The sequence below is a fragment of the Corynebacterium sp. HMSC067D03 genome (assembly GCF_001811185.1).
GTDB classification, from domain to species: Bacteria; Actinomycetota; Actinomycetes; order Mycobacteriales; family Mycobacteriaceae; genus Corynebacterium; species Corynebacterium coyleae.
In genome coordinates, this window is record NZ_KV803820.1 from 282147 (window position 1) to 300306 (window position 18160).

Annotated in this window: 15 protein-coding genes and 1 other RNA gene; 2 read left to right on the forward strand and 14 right to left on the reverse strand. The window is 65.4% G+C overall.

Annotated elements, in window-relative coordinates:
- Window positions 1–270 precede the first annotated feature (270 nt).
- From HMPREF2785_RS07065 to HMPREF2785_RS07075, 3 genes are read right to left on the reverse strand one after another with little or no spacing between them, the layout of a single operon-like run.
- Window positions 271–537, reverse strand: a complete 267-nt coding sequence (locus HMPREF2785_RS07065; protein ID WP_070422144.1) for a hypothetical protein — start codon at window positions 535–537, stop codon at window positions 271–273.
- Window positions 538–572: 35 nt separating this feature from the next.
- Window positions 573–3581, reverse strand: a complete 3009-nt coding sequence (locus HMPREF2785_RS07070) for a bifunctional [glutamine synthetase] adenylyltransferase/[glutamine synthetase]-adenylyl-L-tyrosine phosphorylase (protein ID WP_070614612.1) — start codon at window positions 3579–3581, stop codon at window positions 573–575.
- A complete protein-coding gene (locus tag HMPREF2785_RS07075; RefSeq protein WP_070614613.1) occupies window positions 3581–4915 on the reverse strand; it encodes a glutamine synthetase family protein in 1335 nt (444 codons plus the stop codon). Before HMPREF2785_RS07075 ends, HMPREF2785_RS07070 begins: the two co-directional genes overlap by 1 nt.
- A 142-nt stretch (window positions 4916–5057) precedes the next feature.
- Between HMPREF2785_RS07075 and HMPREF2785_RS07080 the strand changes: the two genes are divergently transcribed.
- Complete coding sequence (locus tag HMPREF2785_RS07080; protein ID WP_070614614.1) at window positions 5058–6668, forward strand: CYTH and CHAD domain-containing protein; 1611 nt, start codon at window positions 5058–5060, stop codon at window positions 6666–6668.
- Between the two features lie 18 nt (window positions 6669–6686).
- Here HMPREF2785_RS07080 and HMPREF2785_RS07085 read toward each other — a convergent pair whose 3' ends face one another.
- Entirely contained in the window at window positions 6687–6893 is a 207-nt protein-coding gene (locus tag HMPREF2785_RS07085) for a hypothetical protein (protein ID WP_070614615.1), read from the reverse strand.
- An 84-nt stretch (window positions 6894–6977) separates the two neighbouring features.
- Here HMPREF2785_RS07085 and HMPREF2785_RS07090 point away from each other — a divergent pair, with 84 nt between their 5' ends.
- Entirely contained in the window at window positions 6978–8159 is a 1182-nt protein-coding gene (locus HMPREF2785_RS07090) for a galactokinase family protein (protein WP_070614616.1), read from the forward strand.
- Window positions 8160–8180: 21 nt separating this feature from the next.
- On the opposite strand, the gene HMPREF2785_RS07095 is transcribed toward HMPREF2785_RS07090, so the two are convergent.
- The 10 genes from HMPREF2785_RS07095 to HMPREF2785_RS07140 all read right to left on the reverse strand — a co-directional run bounded on the left by HMPREF2785_RS07095 (window position 8181) and on the right by HMPREF2785_RS07140 (window position 18138).
- Window positions 8181–9566, reverse strand: a complete 1386-nt coding sequence (locus HMPREF2785_RS07095; protein WP_070614692.1) for an RNB domain-containing ribonuclease — start codon at window positions 9564–9566, stop codon at window positions 8181–8183.
- A 26-nt stretch (window positions 9567–9592) separates the two neighbouring features.
- An RNA gene (gene rnpB / locus HMPREF2785_RS07100) (RNase P RNA component class A) lies at window positions 9593–9994 on the reverse strand.
- 61 nt (window positions 9995–10055) lie between these two features.
- Entirely contained in the window at window positions 10056–10424 is a 369-nt protein-coding gene (locus HMPREF2785_RS07105) for an RbsD/FucU domain-containing protein (RefSeq protein ID WP_070422137.1), read from the reverse strand.
- A complete protein-coding gene (locus HMPREF2785_RS07110) occupies window positions 10424–11347 on the reverse strand; it encodes a D-ribose ABC transporter substrate-binding protein (RefSeq protein WP_070614617.1) in 924 nt (307 codons plus the stop codon). Before HMPREF2785_RS07110 ends, HMPREF2785_RS07105 begins: the two co-directional genes overlap by 1 nt.
- 45 nt (window positions 11348–11392) lie before the next feature.
- A complete protein-coding gene (locus HMPREF2785_RS07115) occupies window positions 11393–12364 on the reverse strand; it encodes an ABC transporter permease (protein WP_070570152.1) in 972 nt (323 codons plus the stop codon).
- Window positions 12361–13908: a sugar ABC transporter ATP-binding protein gene (locus HMPREF2785_RS07120; RefSeq protein WP_070614618.1), complete on the reverse strand. Its 1548-nt coding sequence runs from the start codon at window positions 13906–13908 to the stop codon at window positions 12361–12363. Before HMPREF2785_RS07120 ends, HMPREF2785_RS07115 begins: the two co-directional genes overlap by 4 nt.
- Complete coding sequence (locus HMPREF2785_RS07125; protein WP_070614619.1) at window positions 13905–14921, reverse strand: LacI family DNA-binding transcriptional regulator; 1017 nt, start codon at window positions 14919–14921, stop codon at window positions 13905–13907. Before HMPREF2785_RS07125 ends, HMPREF2785_RS07120 begins: the two co-directional genes overlap by 4 nt.
- A 219-nt stretch (window positions 14922–15140) precedes the next feature.
- A complete protein-coding gene (locus tag HMPREF2785_RS07130; protein WP_070614620.1) occupies window positions 15141–16301 on the reverse strand; it encodes a bifunctional RNase H/acid phosphatase in 1161 nt (386 codons plus the stop codon).
- Window positions 16302–16991 carry a zinc ribbon domain-containing protein gene (locus tag HMPREF2785_RS07135; protein ID WP_070422131.1) on the reverse strand — a complete coding sequence of 230 codons (690 nt, stop codon included), beginning with the start codon at window positions 16989–16991 and terminating at the stop codon, window positions 16302–16304.
- A 10-nt stretch (window positions 16992–17001) separates the two neighbouring features.
- The gene (locus HMPREF2785_RS07140; RefSeq protein ID WP_070614621.1) at window positions 17002–18138 is read right to left on the reverse strand and encodes a Nif3-like dinuclear metal center hexameric protein; all 1137 of its coding nucleotides are present in this window, start codon (window positions 18136–18138) and stop codon (window positions 17002–17004) included.
- Window positions 18139–18160 lie beyond the last annotated feature (22 nt).

An 18160-nucleotide genomic window follows, 5' to 3' on the forward strand; every position in this document is an offset into this window, starting at 1 on the left:
TTCAGCGTCGGCAGGCCCGGAAAGCCGCCCTTTGGTGCGGTCGTGGGGCCTCGATTCGTTCATATGCAGGGCTCGATATGCGTAACTGCAGGTCAGCGCAAAATTGGGAAAACGGCCCGAAAGGTATCTCCAAAGCCGTGACCAGGACTTACGCATATCGAGCCCTGCATATGAACGTTGGAGGGGCGGTGGCGCGTTAGCGGTGCCGGGGCGCCGGGGGCGGTGGCGCGTGAGCGCGCACCGGCGGGGTGCTGCGGCGGTGCCGGGGTGCTAGTGGCGCGGGGGCTCCTGGCGGCCGGTGAGGATGTCCACGACGGAGCGGATTGCGGCGTCGCCAAGCGGTGCCACCGAGCGCTCCTTCGGCTGCTCCGGTGTGGATGCCCGGCGCGGGCTCGGCTCGACGGTGACGTTAAGCGTCGTGTCGTCGAGTTCGAGCTTTGCGGATGGGTCGATGCCGGCGACGCGGGCGGCGTCGACGAGTGCGACGAGGTCGGCGAAGGTTGCGTTGTCAAGGTCGATAGTCATGTTCACTGCCATGCCCACAGAGCTTATTGATTCCGCAACCGCCGCGCCTAGTCGAATTCCAAGGACTGCTTTTCGCCCCAGAACACTTCCTCAACCACGCGGTGGGCGCGCCGGGTGATGCGCAGGTAGTCCTCGAGAAACTCTTGCTGGTCGTCGGGGTCGTATCCGGCAGAGCCAGCGACCTGGGCCAGTTGCGGGCCCGGTGCGGGGAGCTGGTCCTCACGCTTGCCGGAGACGAGCACAATAGCGTTGCGGGCGCGGGTCGCGGTGAGCCACGCGGTGCGCAGGGTTCGCGCCTTGTCGGCGGAAAGCACCTCGGGGTCGTCGAGCTCCACGAGGAAGTCCAGTGCGTCAAGTGTGGACGGGGTGCGCAGTTCGTGATGACGATGCGCGTGCGCCATGGTGATCAGTTGGACGGTCCACTCCACATCGGCAAGTGCGCCGCGGCCAAGTTTGGTGTGGGTGGCCCGGTCGGCGCCACGGGGCAGGCGCTCGTTATCCACGCGGGCTTTGATGCGGCGGATCTCGCGAATATCGGCGGGCGTTGCGCCGGCCTCGGGGTAGCGGAACTCGGCGATGGCCGAAAGGAAGCGCTCCCCTACCTCGCGGTCGCCGGCGACGACGTTGGCGCGAAGGAGTGCTTGGCGCTCCCAGACTTCGCCCCACTCGCGGTAGTAACGCACGTAGGAGGCAATGGTGCGCGTCACCGGTCCGGAGCGACCCTCGGGGCGCAGACCCAGGTCCACCTCCAGCGGCGGGTCGCCGGATGGTTTGGACAGGCGGGTACGGATCTGGTCGAGCACCTTCGTGGCCCAAGCGATGGCTTCTGTTTCGTCGACGCCGTCTGCTGGTTCGGTGACCACCATGACGTCGGCGTCAGAGCCGTAGCCCAACTCGGCGCCGCCAAGCCGGCCCATCCCGATCACTGCGATTCGTGCGGGGGCCTCGTCGAGACCAGCGGCGGCAGTGGTCGAATACACCTCTGCCTGCAGCGCGGCCTCAAGGACCGCGTCCCACACATACGTCAGTTCCAGACAGACCTGGCGCACCTCCATCAGACCGAGCAGATCAGCCGCAGCGATACGGGCCAACTCGGCCCGGCGCAGGGAACGCGCCACCGACACCGCTTTCTCCGGGTCGGCTTGGTGGCGCTTCGCGGAGGCAATGATCGCCTTATGCACCTGATCGGGAGCCACCTCGAGCAGGCGCGGGCCGGCGGAGCCATCCCCGAGCAGTTTCACCACGTCAGGTGCGGAAATGATCAGGTCGGAGGTGTACGGGGAGGTGCCGAGGATGTGCATGAGGCGTTGGGAGGCCACGCCTTCGTCGCGAAGCATGCGCAAAAACCAACTGCGATCGACAGCGGCCTCGGACAGCTTGCGGTAGTTGAGTAGGCCCTGGTCGGGGTCGGCGGTATCAGCCAGCCAATGCATAAGCGATGGCAAGAGGATGGCCTGCAGTTTCGCCTTGCGGGAGGTGCCCTTGATCAGCGCGGTCAGGTGGTCAAACGCGCGCGCCGGGTGGCGGTAGCCCAGGGCTGCCAACTGGTCCTTCACACCGGCGGCGGAAAGTGTTGCTTCACCGACGGTGAGGTCCACCACGGCGTCCAGCAGCGGGCGGTAGAAGAGACGCTCGTGCAGCGTGGCCACCTCGTGGCGGATGGCCTTGAGATGCCGGTTCATCGCCTCAGGGGCGGTACCGCGTGGCCCGGCTGAGAAGCCTGCGGCGCGGGCGAGCCACCGGTTGCGCTTCTCATCATCGGCATCTGGCAGTTGGTGGGTGCGCTTGAACCGCTGCAGTTGGAGACGGTGCTCAAGCAGGCGCAAAAACTCATACGCGTCGGTGAGCACCTTCGCGTCCTCGCGGCCCACGTACCCGCCCTTGGCCAGGTCGGCGAGGGCTTCGAGGGTGTTGCGGGCGCGCAGGGTGTCGTCGATACGCCCGTGCACGAGTTGGAGCAGTTGCACGGCGAACTCGACGTCGCGAAGCCCACCGGGGCCGAGCTTGAGTTCACGGTCGCGCACGTCTGCGGGCACGTTTTCCAGCACGCGGCGGCGCATGGCTTGGACGTCTTCGACGAAGGAGTCGCGCTGGGACGCCTCCCACACCAGCGGCGACAACGCGTCCGAATACGCCTGGCCCAGATCCATCGATCCGGTCATCGGACGGGCCTTGAGCAGTGCCTGGAACTCCCAGGTCTGCGCCCACTTTTTGTAGTACGCCACGTGCGAATCAAGCGTGCGCACCAGGGCTCCGGCTGCCCCTTCGGGCCGCAGGTTCGCGTCCACTTCGAAGAAGCAGGCGGAGCCGATGCGCATCATCTCGCTGGCCACGCGCGTGATCTTGGTGGTCACAGGCTCGGCGACGAACACGACGTCCACATCCGAGATGTAGTTCAGCTCCCACGCGCCGCACTTGCCCATGGCGATCACGGCCAGGTCAGCGTCGATGTCCTCGTCGCCGTAGACTTCCCGCACCGCGACCGCAAGTGCCGCCGTGAGCGCCGCGTCCGCCAGGTCCGTCAACCGGTCGGTGGTGTAGGCGTACGTCATCGGCTCACCTTCGCCGAAGCCCTTCACCGCGGCGAAGGTGCCGGCCAGGTCTGCGGCTGCAACGCGCATCACAAGGTTGCGATGAGCTGTGCGAAGCTTTTGCTTTGCGACGCCAACCTCACCCACCTCAGCCCGATACAGACCCGGCCCGTCCGCATCCACGCCAACCGCGCCGAGCATGGTGCGGAACATGTCGGGGCGGGACGGGAGGTCGTCGCAAAGCAATCGCCACTGCTCAGGGTTGGCAATGAGGTGATCTGACAGCGCGGTCGAGCCGCCGAGCAGGGCGAAGAAGCGCGTGCGGAAAATCGAGTTCGCGCGCAGTTCGGCAAGCAGCTCGTCCCACGAATCCAGTGCCTCGTGCAGGCGGTAAGCGTTGTTGAGCGCCAGATCCGGATCCGCGGAACCCGCCAACGTGTAGCCAAGCTCCTCGGCATCAAAACCGAGCTCGGCTAAGTCCTCGGCGGCGCGCGGTCTGGTCAGGCCAAGTTTCGCGGGCTTCACTACAAATCAATCCCGGTTTCGATCTCCCACGGGGTGATCTTCGAGGTGTACTCGTGCCACTCCTGCCATTTTGCACGCAGGAAGAATTCGAAGACCTGCTCGCCAAGCACTTCCGCCATGAACTCGGAGCGCTCCAGGTGGCGCAACGCCTGATCGAGCGAGGTCGGCAGGTCCCGGTAGCCCATCGCGCGGCGCTCCCGGCGGGTCAGGGCGAACACGTCGTCGCGTGCTGGCTCGTCGAGCTCGTAGCCCTCCTCGATCCCCTTCAGGCCAGCGGCGAGGATGGCCGCGTATGCCAGGTATGGGTTGCAGGCCGAATCCAGCGAGCGCACCTCCGCCCGGCGCGACTCCGCCTTGTGCAGGCGGTAGGTGGGCACGCGCACCATCGCGGAACGGTTCGAAATGCCCCAGGTCGCCGCGGTCGGCGCTTCGGAGCCGAACTGGAGGCGCTTGTACGAATTCACCCACTGGTTGGTCACCGCGGAGATTTCGCTGGCGTGCTCGATGATGCCGGCGATGAACTGGCGGCCGGTGGCAGACAGGCTGATTTCGTCATCAGGATCGTGGAACGCGTTAGTGTCGCCTTCGAACAGGGAGAAGTGCGTGTGCATCGCCGAGCCTTCAAGGTCCGCGAACGGCTTGGGCATGAACGTGGCATGCACCCCGTTAATCTCCGCGACGGTCTTGACCAGGTAGCGGAAGGTCAGGATGTTGTCCGCCATGGTCAGCGCGTCGGTGTGGCGCAGGTCGATCTCCTGCTGGCCTGGGGATCCCTCGTGGTGGGAGAACTCGGTGACAATGCCCATGTACTCCAGCGCGGATACCGCCATGCGTCGCAGGCGCGGGGCCTCGTTGCGTTTGGCTTGGTCGAAGTAGCCGCCCTTGTCCGCAGGGGTTGGTGGCTGGTCGCCCTCGCCGGGTTTGACCACGTAGAACTCAATCTCGGGGCTGGCCAAAAACTCGAATCCCATGTCGCGGGCGTTATTCATCTGGCGGCGTAGTACCTGGCGCGGATCCGCGAACAGCGGGCCGCCGTCGGGCATGGTGATGTCGCAAAACATGCGCGCGGTCTGCAGACCAGAGTCCTCATCGAACGGCAACGGCTGGTACGTCGACGGGTCCGGGCGCAGCAGTGTGTCCGATTCGGAAACGCGGGAGAAGCCCTCGATGGAGGACCCGTCAAACCCCACGCCCTCCTCGAATGCGCTCTCGAGTTCCGCAGGCGACATCATCACCGTTTTCAGCGAGCCGAAAATGTCGGTGAACCACAGGCGGATAAAAGCGATGTCTTGCTGCTCGACGAGTCGCAGCACATTGTCGGTTTGGGCGCTCATGGCACATAACTGTAGCGGGCGCCGCGATTCGAAAACGGGCCAAGCGCAAATCGGCGTGCGCGCTAGACTCGGAGGCATTACATGCGCTGAAACTGCGTCGATCACATGTCGAACCCGCGTCGGTGAGGAGAACACACGCACCATGTCCGAACAGGCTGAACAGACACCCCAAAACTTCCTCGAGGTGGAGATCAAGTTGGCGGTGGATGAGGACACCGGCATTCCTGATCTCATTCAACTGCCGGGGGTGACGTCGATTGAGTCCACGCAGGAGCACAACCTGTCTGCGGTCTACTACGACACGGCCGATCTGCGCCTGACGCGTTCCAAGATCACGCTGCGTCGTCGCACCGGCGGTTCGGATGATGGCTGGCACATCAAGTTGCCGCAGGAAGATGGCCGCAAGGAGGTGCGCATGCCTCTCGACGACCCCACGACCGTGCCCGACGCCCTCCTGTCCCAGGTTCGCGCCATTGTGCGCACGGAAGCGCTCGAGCCGATCGCACAGGTGGATAACCGCCGCGTGGAGATCACGCTTGCAGGCCAAGATGGCCCGGTTGCGGAGTTTTGCGACGACCACGTCACCGCCTGGTCCCTTCTTCCCGGTGGTGAGCGCACCACCTGGCGCGAATGGGAGCTCGAGCTCGCCGACGCCCTTGCGGGCACCGAGGCGGGCGATGACCTGATTACCCAGGCAGGTTCCTTCCTGATCTCCGCGGGTGCACGGAAGTCCTCCTCGCCGTCGAAGTTGGCCACGGCGCTTGGGGATTCGATCAAGTCCGCTCCCCTGCCCCCACACGTCCAAGGCGAAGTTGAGGAGGGGACGCCGGCGGCGGCGGTGGTGTCGTCGCTACGCAAACAGCGCGATGCGATCGTGGGTTGGGAACCGCGCGTGCGCGACGACGAGTTTGATTCCGTCCACCAGCTGCGCGTGGCCACCCGTGAGATGCGCTCCCTGCTGGAAACGTTCGAGGGCATCCTCGAAGGCGAAGCGCTTGCGACGCTGGAGGACGAACTGAAGTATTCCGCCGGCGTGCTCGGTGTCGCGCGCGATGCGGAGGTTGTGGAGGAGCGTTTCCTCGCGCTGCTGGATTCGGACGAGTCTGGTCTTATCGACGACACCGCGCGCACCCACATCGAACACGACATGCGCCGCGACTACGAGGCCGCCCACGCCGACATTGTGGAGATGCTGGACTCCGAGCGGTTCATGTCGTTGCTGGATGCCGTTGACGCCCTGCTCGCGGAGCCGCCCGTGGCGGTTGCTGACGGCGCTGGGGATGCTGACAGCGAGGACGGCGCCAAGACGGAGAAGAAACAATCCAAGGAGGTCCTCTACGACCACCTCAAGCGCGGCTACAAGAAGTTGAAGAAGCGCCACAAGAAGGTCGCCGAATACTACGACGACACCACCCTGCCGCTGCACGAGCGCGAGGACTACGTCCACGACGTGCGCAAGGCTGCCAAGAAGTTGCGCTACTCCGCTGTCGCAGCCCAGGAAGCAGGCCTGAAGGCAGGGCGTTTGGCTAAGGCATGCAAGGCGCTGCAAAGCCAGTTGGGTGACTTCCAGGACGCGGTGACCTCACGCGAGCGCATCGAGCGGCTCGCTAACGAGGCCCGCGAGCGCGGCGAGGACACCTTCTCCTACGGCATGCTCTACCAGCGCGAACTCGACCGCGGCGACGAGTCGCTTCGCGATTACGACGACACCGTGCGCGAAGTGCGCAAGGCGTTTAAGAAGATCAAGCCGTAAGACACGGCCCGGCGGGGCTTACTTCTCCCAAGAAGGGGTCTCGCCCCAGTCATCGTCGGCTTCGTCGGCGGCATCCGCTGCCTTGTTGCGCTGCGCCGCGATCGCCAGCGCGTTCTCGGCCTCCTCGCGCGAGGCGTACGGGCCCATGCGGTTATCCCAGGATGCTTCCTTGCCCTGGGTGACCTCGCCGGTGGACGGGTTGTAGTAGTACTGCTCGTCGGCCATGATCTGCTCCTTTATGTTCGTTGCTTTTACCGCCCCTACCCTACCGAGACGGTTGGTAGTGTGGTGGCCGTTAAGGAGCGTGTAATGGCAGCATTTCAAACCCCCAAAACTTCCCCCGCCCAGCGCGTCCGCGCAGCTCACTCTGGCGACGGACATGTGGCGTCCGCACCGGCGACGTGGGTGCTCATCGGCGAGAACGTTGACCACTTTGGTGGTGTGACGTTGGCTGGGACGTCGTCGCTACGTGCAGCTGCTGCGGCGAGCCCGCGTGACGACGACACCATCGCCCTGACCGCCCACGGCCCCTTCGGCGAGTTCACCGCCGAGACAACCCTGGCCGCGCTGCACGACGACAAGATTCAGGACCCGCTCGCGCGCCGCTGGACCGGGCTGGTGCAGTCGCTGATCCAGCGCCAGGTGCTTTCCCGCGACACTGCAGGCCTGGACATCACCGTCGAGTCCGACGTGCCGCTCGGTGCCGGTCTTGGCTCGCTGTACGCCGCCGATGCCGCGATCGCGCTGGCGTTGGCGGGCGGTCACGGCGACATCGATACCGCACCCTTCCGCACCCGGCTCGCGGAGATCTGCTCGCACGCCGTAGCCACCTACTCATCGCTGGCGGTGCTGCGCGCTCGCCACTCCGTGGCCCTGCGTGGCGGTGGCACAGGCGTAAGTGTTCTCGACTACGCCGACGGGTCACTGACCGAAGCGCCTCACCCCGCCCGCCACGGCGTGCGCGTGTTCTCCCTGGCCAAGGAATTGGGCAAGCCGTACGACGTGCAGACTAAGGCGATTGCGAACCGCCGCGAGTTTATCGACGCCGCCTGCTCCAACTTCGGCGTCGAATCCCTTCGCCAACTGCCCGACGCCACCAACCGCGTCGTCCAGTGGGTCGAGGCACGCCGCTCCGTTGGCGACGAGACCGCACCCGATCCCGACGTCGCCCGCCAGTGGGTGCAGTTCTGCGAAACCGAAACGCTTCGCTCCCTCGCCGCCGCCAAGGCGCTGCGCTCCCGGCGCGCCAACGAGCTGTTCACGCTGCTGAACTCCCCGTCCGAGGCCCACGACCTGACCACCCCGGATGCGCTGGTCGCCCTGGCGCGCGAGCGCGGTGCCATCGCCGCCCGCCCAGCCGCCACGGGCACCTCCGACGCGGTGATCGCGTTCGTGCCGGTGCAAGACGCCGACACGTTCGCCGCCACCATGGCGAAGGACCTTGAGGTCGTGGAGATCACCCCGGGTGAGGTCGCCCGCCTCGAGGACTAAGCACTCGCCTGGACCGCAGCGCTAGTCCGCGGGCCAGGCGAAGCCGACCTCGCGGGCGTCGATGTCGGCGTGCACGAGTGAAAACTTCGTGGATACGCCTTCCTCAGGCGCGCCGGCAGAGGGTGCGAGCACCGGCGGGTCGACGATGAACACGCGGGACTGTTCCTCGCCGGATTTCAGCGTGACGCCGTCGAAGTTGTGGCCCACCCACGGCTCGAGCACCGTCGCCTCCGTGAGGTGCAGGCAGGCCTTTTCCACGGTGTTGGCCAACTGGGAGGAGCGGCCCATGGTCTTCAGCATGCGTGCGGCGTCGCGCGTGACCCACTCCGGCACAGGTGTCCCGGCGCAGATGGCAAGGCAGACTTCGGTGGCGAAGCGGTCGATAAGCCTGCGCAGCGGTGCGGTGACGTGGGCGTAGTAGCCGCCGATACCGGCGTGGACCTCGGGAGCGTCCTCGGACAGGTCGACGTAGCCGGAGCCGCGCAGGAGTTTCTGGGCTTCGCGCATGACGGCCATGCCGTGCGGGGTGTCCGCGTCCACGCCGGCCAAGAACTCGCCAATGTCGCCGGTGACGTCGAAGCCCAGGTTGCGGGCCTCGCGGCGGAACTCGGCCTCGCTTTCCGCTGACGCCGGCTGGAGGGTACGCAGGAACCCCACGCCGGCGTCCACCATCATCTGGCCTGCAACCATGCCGGTGAGCAGGGAGATCTCCGAGTTGTAGTCCATGATCGGGTGGCGCGGCTCAATGGCGAGTTCGTAGGCGTCTCCGTCGCGGGCCACGCGCACGGACGGCACACGCAGGTTGATCGCGTGCCTGCGTAGCGACGACTGCTGACGCAACCGGCCAACCTCCGGCAACAGCGCAATCGAGGGGTGTATTGAGCCATCCTCCAGGGAGGCGTGCACGCCCTCGTAGTCCAAACGCGCCACCGAGTGGACGAGTGCGCGCTCGACGTGGGCCGAGTCGACCTCCCCTTCCCCGTCCAGGTCGAAGGTCCACAGCACGGCGGGCCTATCCGCGTCCGGCAGCAGCGACGCCGACCCTTCGGAGACTTCCTCCGGGTGCAGGCGTGCCGGCTCGTCGGGCAGGTAGATCGTCTGGCCGCGCTGCAGCGACTCCTCGTGCACAGCGGAGTCACTGTCCACGAACGCCGCCACGTCCGCAATCGCATACCGCACCCGGTACCCGCCACCGGCACGCTGCTCCACGAACACGGCCTGGTCCAAATCTTTAGAGCCGGCCGGGTCGATGGTGACAACGGGGATGTCGCGGGCGTCGATACGCACATCTGCGAAACGGTCCACCAACTCCGAGGCCTCTGCGTGCAACGATGGCGCAAAGTCGGTGGGCACGTCGAATTCGCGCGCAATGGCGCGGAAGTTCAGGGGTGCGGCGTAGAGCTTCATAAAACGCCATCGTGCCACGAAGTGGGCGAATGAGTCGGCCTATGAGCCGGATTCTGTCCCCCGCAAGCGGAGTGGCGACCATCCATCTGGGTCACCCATCGCTGGGCGCCTCAAGCAGCTACCTTCGGACTGGGCGGGCAGCCTCATCACATCCGACGACCTCTGCGCACGCGCAGGGGTTCTTGCCTTGCTCCCGGTGGGGTTTACCTGGCCACACGTGTTGCCACGCATGCCGGTGCGCTCTTACCGCACCCTTTCACCCTTACCCCGCACAAGGCGGGGCGGTTTACTCTCTGTTGCACTTTCCCGCGGATCACTCCGGGTTGCTGTTAGCAACCACCGTGCCCTGTGGAGTCCGGACTTTCCTCGACGTGCGCCTGCCCCAATGCTGAGGTGGTTCGCGCCGCCGCGGCCGCCCGGCCGACTCATTCGCGGTCTAAAGCATACGCCTTGAGGGCGTGAGAGCGGAACCGCCACAAACACGCCGGGTTAGAACGGGACCCCGCTGCGGAAGATGATGTTGGCGTACGGGGTTGTCTCACCCGTGCGGACCACGAACTTGCAGTCCGCAAGGGCCTGTTTGAGGTGTTCGTGGTCGACGCGGGTGGGGTCGTCGCAAAGTAATGCGACCTCATCGGGCGCTTGCGTAGCGACGACCGCACCTTCCACCACAACCTCATCCAGAATCGCTTCGACGACATCGGCAAAGCGGGGCACGCCGAAGACCAGCGCGAGGTCCACGACCTCTACCCCGGCGGGGATGGGCAGGCCGCAGTCCGCTACAGCGAAGGTGTCGGTGTGGCCGAGGCCGTTGATCGCGCGGGCCAGTTGGGCGTTGAGAATGCCTGTCTTGCGCATTACTCGAAGTCGCCTACGTTTTCCTTGGTCACGGTGACAACGTCGACCGGGACGATGGCGGTGGCGTCTTCGTCGCGAAGCAGCTTCGCTGCCTCCTCAACCGCCCGGGCGCCGAGCTCACCCGGCTGCTGAGCGATGGTGGCGTGCATGCGGCCGTCGGTGACCGCCTTGAGCCCGTCGATGGTGCCGTCGAAACCAATGACCTTCACATCTTTACCGGCACGATCACCAAGCGCCTCGATAGCGCCGAGAGCCATCTCGTCGTTCTCCGCGAAGATGGCCTTCACGTTCGGGTACGCCTGCAGCAGGTTGGTGGCCACGTTCAGGCCTTCGGTGCGGTCGAAGTTGGCGGTCTGCTCGCCGACAACCTTGATGTTCGGGTAGTTAGCAATGCCCTCCTTGAAGCCCTTGCCACGATCGCGGGAGGCAGAGGAACCGGCGATGCCCTGCAGGATCAGGATCTCGCCTTCTTCGCCGATGGCCTTGGCCAGCTCGTCGGCTGCCTGCTTGCCGCCAGCGACGTTGTCCGAGGAGATGAAGGAGGCGACGTCGCCACCGTTGGAGGAGCGGTCCACGGCGACGACCGGGATGCTGGCGTTGTTCAGGGCCTCGACGGCCGGGACGACGGCGTCGGAGTCGGTGGGGTTGACGATCACGGCGTCGGTGCCGGAGGTGATCGCATTGTTGAGCTGGTCGATCTGGGTCGCAGCGTCATCGGAAGCATCCTGGACGTTCAGGGCGATGCCGAGCTCGTCGGCTTTCTCCTGGGCGCCGTCGCGAAGCTGGACGAAGAACGGGTTGGTCTGGGTGGACAGCGCCAGAGTGACCGCGCCCTCGTCGGCGGAGTCACGGTTGCAGGCGGAAAGCGACAGGGTCATGGCCGCAGCAGCAACGATGGCGGTGGCCTTACGAGCGAAAGACATTTCGGGGTCTCCTTGAAGTTGTGAAAAGGGGGTCTTGTTCAGGGGTTAAACGGTGGTCTTTTTGCGCAGCACGTCGAAGCCGACGGCTGCTGCGATGACCACGCCGATGACAATCTGCTGCCAGAACGAGCTGACATTGAGCAGGTTCAGGCCGTTGCGGATCACGGCGAGCAGGATCGCGCCGACGAGCGTGCCGGTGGCCTTGCCGGTGCCGCCGGCCAGCGACGCGCCACCGATGACCACGGCGGCAATCGCGTCGAGTTCGTAGCCCACACCGGCCTGCGGCTGCGCGGACGACAGGCGGCCCGCCATGACCAAACCGGCAAGCGCGGCGAACAGGCCGCTGAGTGCGTACACGGCGACGAGCACACGCTTGACCGGGATACCGGACAGGCGCGCGGCCTCCTCGTTGCCGCCGATGGCGTACATGGAACGACCCAGCACGGTGCGCGAGAGGATGAACCAGCACAGCACGCCGGCCAGCAGCATCATCAGAATCGGGATAGGGAACTTGCCGGCGTTGGAGCCGAGCCAGTTCACCTCGTCGGCGGTGGCCATCGGCGAGCCCTGGGAGATCACCAAGGTGGCGCCGCGGGCAATGGACATCATGGCCAGGGTGGAAATGAACGCCGGGAGTTTGCCGTAGGCGGTGGCGATACCGCTGACCGCGCCGGCAGCAAAGCCGGTGAGCAGGCCCGCGATCAGCGTGATCCAACCGGGCAGGCCTGCCTCGACGAAGAAGTGCGCCGAGACCATGGCACTGAGCGCCGCTACCGCGCCGACCGACAGGTCAATGCCAGAGGTGACGATGACGAACGTCATGCCGAACGCCAAAATCGCCACGGTGGCGGCCTGCACGCCCACGTTGATCAGGTTGTTGACCGTCAAAAAGTGCGGGGTGGCGATGAACAGCGCGATGCACAGCACGATCAGGCCGACGAGCGCGCCGTTGTTCATGATCCAGTTGATGACGCGCTGGCGAGTACTCAAGCGCTCATCCGTAGTCGTTCCCGTCATGCGCGGGCCTCCGTTTCTGTAAGTGGCGTTTCTGTAAGTGGTTCGACGTGGTCTTCGACGTTGGACACCGCCAGCGCCATAATCTCGTCCTGGGTGGCACCCGCGGGCAGTTCGCCCGCGATGCGGCCGCCGGACATCACCAGGATGCGATCCGACATGCCAATAACCTCAGGCAGTTCCGAGGACACCATGAGCACCGCGCCGCCGGCCTGGGTGATGTCGTTGATGATGCTGTAGATCTCCACTTTGGCGCCGACGTCGACACCGCGCGTGGGTTCGTCGAGAAGCAAAATGTTCGAGCCTGCCAGCACCCAACGACCAAACACGGCCTTTTGCTGGTTGCCGCCGGACAGGTTGCGGATCTCCTGGTCAATGCCAGCCATGCGCACGCGCAATTGCTTTGCGACGTCATCCGCACGTTTGCGCTGACCACGCACATCCGCAATCCCCGCGCGTGACGACGACCGCAACGTGGCCAGGCCAATATTCTCCCCCACCGTGGCACCAAGCACGAGGCCTTGCGCCTTGCGGTCCTCGGGCACGTGGCCGATGCCGCGCTTGATCGCCTGAGCGACGGAGCCGGACGGGAGCGGCTCGCCGTTGATGGCAACGGTGCCGGAATCGACGTGGTCGGCACCCGCGATCGCGCGTACGACCTCAGTGCGGCCCGCGCCGACAAGACCCGCCAGGCCGACGACCTCGCCGGCGCGGATCTCGAAGGAGACGTCCTTGAACTTGCCCTCCGAGGTGAGGTTTTCCACGGTGAGCAGCGGCTCGCCGATGGTTTTGTCCACCTTCGGGTACTGGTCCTCGATGTCGCGGCCGACCATGTAGCGCACGAGTTCCGCCTCTGGAGTGGTGGCGGGGACTTCGGCGACGAAGTTGCCGTCGCGAAGCACCGCCACACTGTCGGCGATGCGTGCGATCTCGTCTAAGTGGTGCGAGATGAACACCATGCCCACCCCGTTGGCCTTCAAGTCGTCGACCACCATGAACAACTGGTCAACCTCGTGGCCGGTAAGCGCGGCGGTGGGCTCGTCGAGAATCAGCACACGCGCATCCATGGACAGTGCCTTCGCGATCTCAACCAACTGCTGGCGCGCAATACCGAGCTCGCCGACCGGCGTGTCCAGGTCCACCTTCAGGCCGATGCGGTCGATGGCTTCAGCGGCGATGCGGCGCATCTCCTTGAAGTTCACCAACCCCATCCGGCGCGGCGTGCGCCCGAGCGTGATGTTTTCTGCCACCGACAGCGTCGGCACCAGGTTTAACTCCTGGTGGATCGTGGCAATACCGTGCGCTTCTGCGGCCTTGGTGTCGGGCAGGGTGACCGGTTTATCGTCGATAAGAATGCGCCCCGAGGTGGGCTGATACACGCCCGACATCATCTTGATCAGCGTCGATTTACCCGCGCCGTTCTCGCCGAGCAGCGCAAGCACGCGACCCGGCTCGACGGCGAGCGAAACGTTATCAATCACGTTGATCGGCCCGAATGACTTCGAAATGCCGTCCAACCTGATCAGGGGTTTTACCGCTGTGGTCATCTGCTGCACCTCCTTGGAGTGAAGTTGAAATTGCTGGATTCTCGGATAGTCAATGTGGTGGGTAACACCTCGTGCTGCGAGGTCGGCTCCCCGCGGATCAGCGCGGCGATCTTCTCCCACGCACGTCTGCCGACGTCCTCCACATGCTGCTCAATCACCGTCAACGGAACGGGCTGCATCTGAAACGCCGGCTGGTCATCAAACCCAACCAGCGCGAGGTCCTCGCCCAGACCGATCTTGTGGTCCAGCACGTACTGCAGCGCCCCGACCGTCATCATGGAATCCCCCGCGATAATCGCCGACGCGCCACGCTTGAGCAGGTCCGCGGCACCCGCGAAGCCCTCCGCGCTGCTGTAGCCGCCGCGGAAGATCAGACCGTTCGTCTCTGGGGTGTCGCGGATGGCGTCGTGGAAGCCTTCCAGGCGCTGCAGCCCCGTCGACGTACTCGACGGGCCCGCGATATAGCCGATCTGCGTATGCCCGTTGTCCTTGAGGTGCTGGACGGCCTTGCGGATGGAGGCCCGCGCGTCCGTAATCACCGACGGCACCTCCAGCCCCGGCAGCACCCGATCCACCTGCACAATCTTCTGGCCCCGATCCAGCAGCGACTGCACCATCGGCGCGCTGTGCATCGACGGCACGATGATCGCCCCGGCCAGCTGCTGGCCGCTAAAGGTCTGCAACGCGGCGTCGAGTTGGCCGGCGTCCTCGTTGGTGGTGGCGATCATCACCGAAAACCCATCGGTGTCCGCTGCCTGCTGAATCGACGCCGCCATCTGCGCGAAGAACGGATTGACCAGGCTCGGGATGGTTAGCCCCACCGCGGTCGACGCTGCCGAGCGCAACCCCCTCGCCTGCAAATTCGGCACGTAATTCAACTTCGCCGCCGAATGAAACACCCGGTCCCGCGTTTGTTTCGAGATCGCCGGGTTTCCCGCCAGCGCCCGCGACACCGTGGACGGCGAGACGCCCGCGTCGAGCGCAACCTCGCGCAACGTGGCCCGTGCTGCCATGGGTCCCTCCGTGTGTGTCCGGATCGTGTTGGGTGCTAGTGATGTGTGCAAACGTTTGCACCATGTGCAGAACAACCTAAACTGCAGCTGAGTGTCAGGTCAATAGCGCCACACCCCCACACACCCCCGAACGTTGGACTGCCGGCGCCATTTCGTGTGGTTTTGCGGCGGCGTTGGTGGCCGCCGCGGTCGCCCCCCAGTCCGTAGCCCGAGTCCCCTCTACCCGCGGTGGTGGGCGACGTCGTTGACGCAGCGGACCACACCGAATTCACCGAAGTAGTCCACGACAGAGATGCTGGCAAGATCCAAAAACAGGTGCTTGAACAGTTCGGCGTTCGCGCCGAGAGCCTGGCGGACCATGGATTTGATCGGGGTCATGTGGGTCACCACCAGCACGTTCTGGCCCTCGTAGCGCTCCTGAATTTTCAGTCGGGCGCGGGTGACGCGGCGGTGGAAGGCTGTCAGCGACTCACCGGCAGGGGGCGCGTTGTTTGGCGATTCCTGCCACGTCGCATACGTCTCCTCCCCCTTCGCAATCGCCTCTTCGCGGGTCAGGCCCTCGTAGTCGCCGAAGTCGAGCTCGCGGAAGCCCTCGTCAGTACGAACTTCAAGGCCAAGCACCTCGGCGGCGAACTGCGCGGTTTGCTGAGCGCGCGCTTGCGGGGAGGCAACGATGGCGTCGATGCGCCCGAACGTGCGCAGCGCCTCGGCGGCACGCTTCGCCTGGTCACGGCCGATATCGGTGAGGTCCGGGTTAGAAACGCCGGAAAAACGCATCTCGGCCGAGTGTTGCGTCTGCCCGTGCCGCAGCAGAATGAACCGCGTTCGCGGTTCGGAGTTTCCAGCCCAGTGGCCAGCGGCATCGCGCTTTTTCTTTTCGACGACCGGCCCCTCCGCCGGCTTCTCCTCTTGGGCCGAAGCCTTGCCACCGCCGCCCCACACGCCGGTGCCCTTCACAATCCCCGGCTTGTCGCCACGCGCGGCCGCGTCCATGGCCACGTTGGACAACTCGTCGGCCTTCTTGTTCTTGGCGCGCGGAACCCAGGTGTAGGTGACCTTCTCAAAGGAGGAGGCGAGGTCGCGGGCTTCCCGGGCGAGTTGTTGCATGTCCGGGTGTTTGATTTTCCACCGGCCGGTCATTTGCTCGACAACGAGCTTGGAGTCCATGAATACATCCACCCGCGTGGCGCCGACCTCGCGGCACGCCTCCAGCCCGCGGATCAGTCCGTAGTATTCGGCGACGTTGTTGGTGGACTTTTTGCCCACCACATACGCGATCTCACCGAGGGTTTCGCCGTCGGCGTCGTAGACCACGGAGCCGGATCCGGCGACCCCCGGGTTTCCGCGGGAGCCGCCGTCGCAGTACATCTTGACCTGCATTTACACCTCGTCGGTGGCCGGGTTCACGCGCACCAGCAGGGTGCCGCAGTTCGGACAGGCCGGCAGGGTGTCCTCCGGCTCGGCGAGTACTTCGGCGCGCTCGGACGGCGGGAGTTGGATGAAGCAGCCGCCGCAGGCGCGGCCGTTGAACTTGGCGGCGCCGATGTCGTCGTACGCCTTCAGCACGTCCTCCGGCAGGCGGGAACGCAGCGCGTCGGTGTCCACCGCTTCTTCTTCCGGCAACGCATCGACGGCGCGCTGGGCGGCCTCGACCTTGCGGTTGAGTTCATCGACGCGGGCGGCGTGAATGTCGCGGTTGTTGCGCAGCGCAGCGATCTCGTTGTGGGCTTCCTTGAGTTCGTAGAGCAGGTCCGCGATGCGCGACTTCGCTGCGTAGCGGTCGTGCTCCAGGTCCTTGCGACGCTCCGGGTCGGTCTCTGCACTGAGCTGGCGCTTGTCGTCGAGTTCGCGCTTCTTCAGTTTCCGCTCGTCTTCCTGGATGCGCAGGATTTCCAGTTCCATGTCATCCACGGCCAGTTGGGCGGAGGCGGAAGCCTCGGTCATGCGCGTGCGTTCGTCGAGAAGCTTCTGTAGCTCTTGGACTTCGGGACGAACGCGCGTCTGGCCCTTGGCGGCGTCGGCGAGCGCGAGCTCCAGGAGGACGGGTTGCAGGTCTTGGGATAGGTGCATCGGTACTCCTTTAGTTCGCGGGGTGCGCGGACACGGTCCAGGGATCCGTGCGGATGTGCAGGATCTCGGTGTCCACGCCTAGAGGGGCCACGATACTCTCTGCCTGCTCGGTCCAGGGAAACTCGCTGGCCCAGTGGGCGGTATCGATCACGGCAGGCCCACCGGCGCGCAGGTGCTCGTCGACCGGGTGGTGGCGCAGATCGGAGGTGACATACACGTCCACACCGAGTTTGGACACATCCGAAAGGAACGAGTCGCCGGAGCCAGACGACACCGCGACCTTGCGCACTATCTGGTCCGGATCGCCGGCGGCACGCACGCCCCAGGCGGTCTCCGGCAGGGCGTTGGCCACCTGTTGGGTGAACTCGCGCAGCGTCATCGGCTCGGGCAACTCGCCGACGCGCCCCAGCCCGGTGGCGGTGGACAAGTCTCCTGTGTGTTCAATCTGGACGATGTCGAACGCCGGCTCCTCGTACGGATGGTGCGCGCGCAGCGTATCGACGAGACCACGCCGCAACCTCGCCGGCGCCACAAACTCCACCCGCAACTCCTGTGCGGTGTAGTGCTCGCCGACCGTGCCGTCGGTGGGGTCAGCGCCCTCGACCGGGGTGAACTCGCCGGTGCCCTCGGTGGTGAAGGCGCACTCGCGGTAGTTTCCAATCTCGCCTGCGCCGGCCTCGAACAGGGCGCGCTTCAGGGCGTCGACATCCGCGGGTGGGACGTGGACGCCCCAGCGGTCGGTGGCGTCGAGAAGCACCGGCTTGATCGGACGCCCTGGGGTGATGCCGACGAGTTCGGCGAGTTTGTCCGACACACCCGGGCGCGCCGAATCAGCGTTCGTGTGCGCGGCGAACAGCGCGCATCCGCCAGCCAGCAACGTGTGGATAACCTTGCCTTTCGGGGTGTTCGCCGCCACTGAATGCACACCACGCAGCAGCAACGGGTGGTGCACAACCAACAGTTGCGCACCCTGTGCCACGGCCCGCTCAGCCACCTCCAGCGTGCAATCCAACGCGAACGCAACCTTGGTCACCTCAGCGTCAGGGTCGCCGCAGACCAGCCCAACCTGGTCCCAACTTTCCGCCAGCGCCGGCGGGTAGGCAGCCTCGAGGGCATCAACAACGTTTTGCACAGTCACAGCAGTCATGGCAGCAAGCCTACAAATTTGG